Annotated in this window: 1 protein-coding gene; it reads left to right on the top strand. The window is 50.0% G+C overall.

The features are described 5' to 3' along the window. The coding region (locus IV71_RS08015; RefSeq protein ID WP_420889345.1) for a mucin-binding protein at positions 1-248 on the top strand (248 nt) is incomplete at both ends.

Below are 248 nucleotides of genomic sequence, written 5' to 3'. Positions count from 1 at the left end.
GAATCAACGGAAAGTAAGACGGTTAAGGAAACCATCCATTACGAGTACGCTGATGGAACGGAAGCGGCAAGTACTTACACGAAGGACGTGACCTTTACTCGCACAGCTTATAAGGATGCGGTGACGGATGACGTCACATATGGTCCATGGAGTGCCGATCAAAGCTTTGCGGCTGTTACCAGCCCAAGTTTGAAGGGTTATACAGCCGACCAGGGTGAGATTGCGGCGCAAACGGTTAGTGGTAATTC

The sequence above is a fragment of the Fructobacillus fructosus KCTC 3544 genome (genome assembly GCF_001438695.1).
GTDB classification, from domain to species: Bacteria; Bacillota; Bacilli; order Lactobacillales; family Lactobacillaceae; genus Fructobacillus; species Fructobacillus fructosus.
The sequence above is the reverse complement of the archived record's forward strand: the minus strand, read 5'-3'. Positions and strand labels throughout refer to the sequence as shown.